This is a genomic window from Brunnivagina elsteri CCALA 953 (assembly GCF_002289455.1).
Classification (GTDB): domain Bacteria; phylum Cyanobacteriota; class Cyanobacteriia; order Cyanobacteriales; family Nostocaceae; genus Brunnivagina; species Brunnivagina elsteri.
In genome coordinates this window covers 1-3,672 of record NZ_NTFS01000534.1, presented here as the reverse complement: position 1 = coordinate 3,672, position 3,672 = coordinate 1, and the positions used below count along the sequence as shown (strand labels likewise).

The window sequence follows — 3,672 nt, the reverse complement described above, 5'->3', positions numbered from 1 at the left end:
CTACTCCCCAATACCCGCTCCTTATAATATTTTTTCTAATCCATATACTAACGACTTTAACTGCTGAACTTTGCGAATCGCTAGTAAAACACCTGGCATGTAACAAGCGCGATCGCTTGTGTCGTGACGCAATGTGTAAATTTCACCTGCTGCCCCAAATATTACTTCTTGATGAGCAATTAATCCTGGCAGCCGAATACTATGTATTCTAATCCCTTCTCCGACTTCGCTACCCCTTGCACCTTTGATTTTCTCTTCTTCTTGTACTTGGGGTGGGTTAAAAGTTTTACCCATCTCTCTCAGTAATTGTGCGGTTTGAATCGCTGTACCGCTTGGTGCGTCAGCTTTTTGGTTGTGGTGGAGTTCAATAATTTCCACATAGTCGAAGTATTGCGATGCTGCTACTGCTGCTTGCTGTAATAACACCATCCCAATCGAGAAGTTGGGAATGATTAAACAACCTGTGCTGGCTTTTTCGGCAAAGTCAGCTAAATCCTGTAACCGTTGTGGACTCAAACCTGTTGTCCCTACCACCGGACGAATTCCATATGCGATCGCACTCCTCACGTTCTCATAAACCCCACTGGGATGGGTAAAGTCTATCATTACCCCCGGTTGCATTTGCCTCTCCCCTGCCACGTATCCCAACATCGGTTCTAGTTGGTTGGTAATTGGCACTTCTAAGGGTTCGCTTAAACCTGCTAATTCCCCTGCGTCTTTCCCCTGGTGTTCGGAACTGGTATCTAAAGCACCCATTAATACCATGTCGGATGCTTGAGCGACAGCTTTCACCACCTCACGCCCCATTTTACCTGCTGCACCGTTAATAATTACTGGAATCGCATTTTGCTTGGACATCGTTCTAAAATCTGTTTTGTGTTCACAAAGGAATTTTAAAGGACTTTGACATTCTCTAATTTGAGATTTGGAATTTAATGGTAATTCTAGCGCTATGATATCTTTCTTGCGATCGCTTGCAAATTATCTAAAAATGATTATCATTAGTTTTTATGGATATACCTATTATCACTGTTGTTGCGGGTTTGGCGGGTTGCGGTAAAACCACTTGGATTTCCCAGCAAATTAGTCAGATTAACGCAGGAAACATATTATACTTCAGTCCTGGTACTGGCAATCTTCCGCTTGACCAAACACGTCTTGCGGCTGATTTTCCCCATATCCAGGTTTTTAGAGATGGGCAAGAAATTGAATTTATCCAGCAAATTATATCAGCAACTGCTGTTTTTATTGAGTTGGGTGCGTATTTGGAATTAGATGCGGTTGAACAAATTCTTGATGATTTACCTTATCGAAAAATTGCTGTTATTTCACCACAAGAAAAAGACTCGGAATACCGGAATTGGGCACAGCAAATAATTCGGGGAGCAGTGGTTAAGAATAGTATTATTCCTACCAAGTTATGGCGTGTTCCCACAGAAGGACAAGTGGTAGATGAGGAAAGTTTGGGTGAATTTTGGTATGAAGTAACTCAAGGAGCTTATGGTCAAGTAATTCGTGCCAAAGGTATCTTTGATGTGGCTGATGGTAGACAAATTTATGGTGATTTTGTTGCGGGAATCCCATCAGCTAATTTTCTGGAATTAGATGTACCTCGTCACCTCGAAGGTAGACCTCAAAGGTTCAGTGGAATAGAGGTTTTGGGGGAAGATTTGGATGAAATTATCATGCGAAAAACGTTAGTAGATTGTTGTTTGTTAGATGCCACAATTACTCAATATCAACAACAGGTAAAACAGATTTTATTAGAGGGTTCGGTAGAATGAAAATAGCAGTAATGTCATGTATTCATGGAAATTATGAAGCTTTAGACGCAGTTTTATTAGATATAGATAAATACAAAGCCGAAAAAATTTATTGTCTTGGTGATTTAGTCGGATATGGTCCACATCCTAACGCTGTTATCACTCAAATTCAAGCTTTAGATATTCCCACCTGTGCGGGATGTTGGGATGAGGATATTGTGGAAGGTTTGAATGCTTGTGATTGTAGTTATCCTTCACTTTTGGCAGAGAAAAGAGGTATACAAGCACATGAATGGACAAACAAAGAAATTCATCCCGAACATCGAGAATATTTAGCCCAATTACCTCACATTTTCAAACAAGATAATCTTGCCTTTGTTCACGGTAGTCCCCATAGTAATCACGAGTATTTATTACCTGAACTTGATGCTTTTGTGGCTTTGGAACGAGTGCTTTGTACGGGGGCAGATGTATTATTTTGCGGACATACCCATGTACCTTATGTGAGAAATCTGGAAGCAGGAAATTTAAAAATAAGTGTTCGGGGAGAAGGAAAGAAAGACGAAGATAAAAGTTTTAATGCATCTTTGAAGCGAATCATTAATGTGGGTTCAGTGGGGGAACCTCGACATGGGCGACCAAATGCTACATATGTAATTTATGATACTGAAAGCGATGAAGTTACTTTGCGGGAAGTTGAATACGACTATCAAAAAACCTGTGCAGCAATTATAGAGAAAGGTTTACCACCTATTTTTGCATGGCGTTTGGCACGGGGAATTGAGTTTGCTGAACGTGCAGATGACCCAACCCATGTTTGTACTAGATAAAAAGGGAATTGGGATTGGGGATTGGGAAAGTACTGGGTATTACAAATTATTATGTGGGCAATTTTAAGCGGAATTGAAGGGAATTTGGCGGCTTACAACGCAGTAATGACGGATATTTACCGTCAAAGTCGCAATCTAGAAGCTGTATATATTTTAGGTGATGTGGTGGGTGCAACACCGGAATCGGAAGCAGTGATGGAACGGATACGAAATCCACAACAAGGTGAATTTGAACCTTTGGTATGTAAAGGTTGGTGGGAAGAACAGTGTTTAATTCTCTATGGATTGGGTGCTGTTGGTGAACCTACAGAGCTTTTAGTAAAATATGGTGGTGATACTGTCAAAGCTTTGGCTGAGTCGGTTTCGCGAGATACTGTGCAGTGGATACGGGGTTTGGATTTTGGCTTTTTTGAATTGGATTGCTTATTGCTTCATGGTTCCCCATTGGGAGTTGAAGAAGAATTAACCCCAGAAACCCCAGCAATTTTAATGTGCGATCGCATCTCTCGAATGCAGGCAAATAATTTGTTTTGCGGACGTTCTGGTTTAACGTTTAATTATCAATTACAGGCTGGTTCGATTAATTCCACTGTCACAACCCTTGATATTCCCGTATCTACGCAAACCCTCTCTGTCACAACTTTACGCCAAATTATTGGTGTGGGGAATGTCGGACGTATACCAGGTAAAGTAAGTTACACGCTTTATCATCCCACTAGTAATAAAGTTGAGTTTAAGCAGCTATCATACTAACGGATTTAAGATTTAAAGTGTTTCTTAGTCGTTGGGTTTAAATATTTTTGTGGTTTAAATAATTTTTGTTCTCCTCACATCATATGTTGGGTTACGCAAAGCCTTCACTACAAAACTTAGAAATAGTAGTAGAATCCCATCTATTTGTAGGTTGGGTGAAGACGCACAAGAGATATTTGTAGCGATATGATAAATCTATATTTGCGTCGTAACCCAACATTTTATAAATTGTTTAAAGTGTTTCTTAGTGTTGGGTTTAAATATTTTTGTGGTTTAAATAATTTTTGTTCTCCTCACATCATATGTTGGGTTACGCAAAGCCTTCA

General features: G+C 40.1%; 4 protein-coding genes. 3 read left to right on the top strand and 1 reads right to left on the bottom strand.

What is annotated here, in order from left to right; genetic code table 11:
* Window positions 1-21: 21 nt before the first annotated feature.
* Complete coding sequence (dapB, locus tag CK510_RS27835) at window positions 22-858, bottom strand: 4-hydroxy-tetrahydrodipicolinate reductase (protein ID WP_095724735.1); 837 nt, start codon at window positions 856-858, stop codon at window positions 22-24.
* Between the two features lie 152 nt (window positions 859-1,010).
* On the opposite strand from dapB, the gene CK510_RS27830 reads away from it, so the two are divergent.
* From CK510_RS27830 to CK510_RS27820, 3 genes are read left to right on the top strand one after another with little or no spacing between them, the layout of a single operon-like run.
* Window positions 1,011-1,784, top strand: coding sequence for a GTP-binding protein (locus tag CK510_RS27830; RefSeq protein ID WP_095724734.1), 774 nt, complete (start codon window positions 1,011-1,013; stop codon window positions 1,782-1,784).
* A complete protein-coding gene (locus tag CK510_RS27825) occupies window positions 1,781-2,593 on the top strand; it encodes a metallophosphoesterase family protein (RefSeq protein ID WP_095724733.1) in 813 nt (270 codons plus the stop codon). Before CK510_RS27830 ends, CK510_RS27825 begins: the two co-directional genes overlap by 4 nt.
* 45 nt (window positions 2,594-2,638) lie before the next feature.
* Window positions 2,639-3,346 (top strand): metallophosphatase, encoded by a 708-nt coding sequence (locus tag CK510_RS27820; protein ID WP_095724736.1) that lies wholly within the window; start codon window positions 2,639-2,641, stop codon window positions 3,344-3,346.
* Window positions 3,347-3,672 lie beyond the last annotated feature (326 nt).

Coding starts and splice junctions, on each gene's coding strand:
- CK510_RS27830 (WP_095724734.1), top strand. CDS start 1,011: ATGGATATACCTATTATCACTGTTGTTGCGGGTTTGGCGGGTTGCGGT.
- dapB (WP_095724735.1), bottom strand. CDS start 858: ATGTCCAAGCAAAATGCGATTCCAGTAATTATTAACGGTGCAGCAGGT.
- CK510_RS27825 (WP_095724733.1), top strand. CDS start 1,781: ATGAAAATAGCAGTAATGTCATGTATTCATGGAAATTATGAAGCTTTA.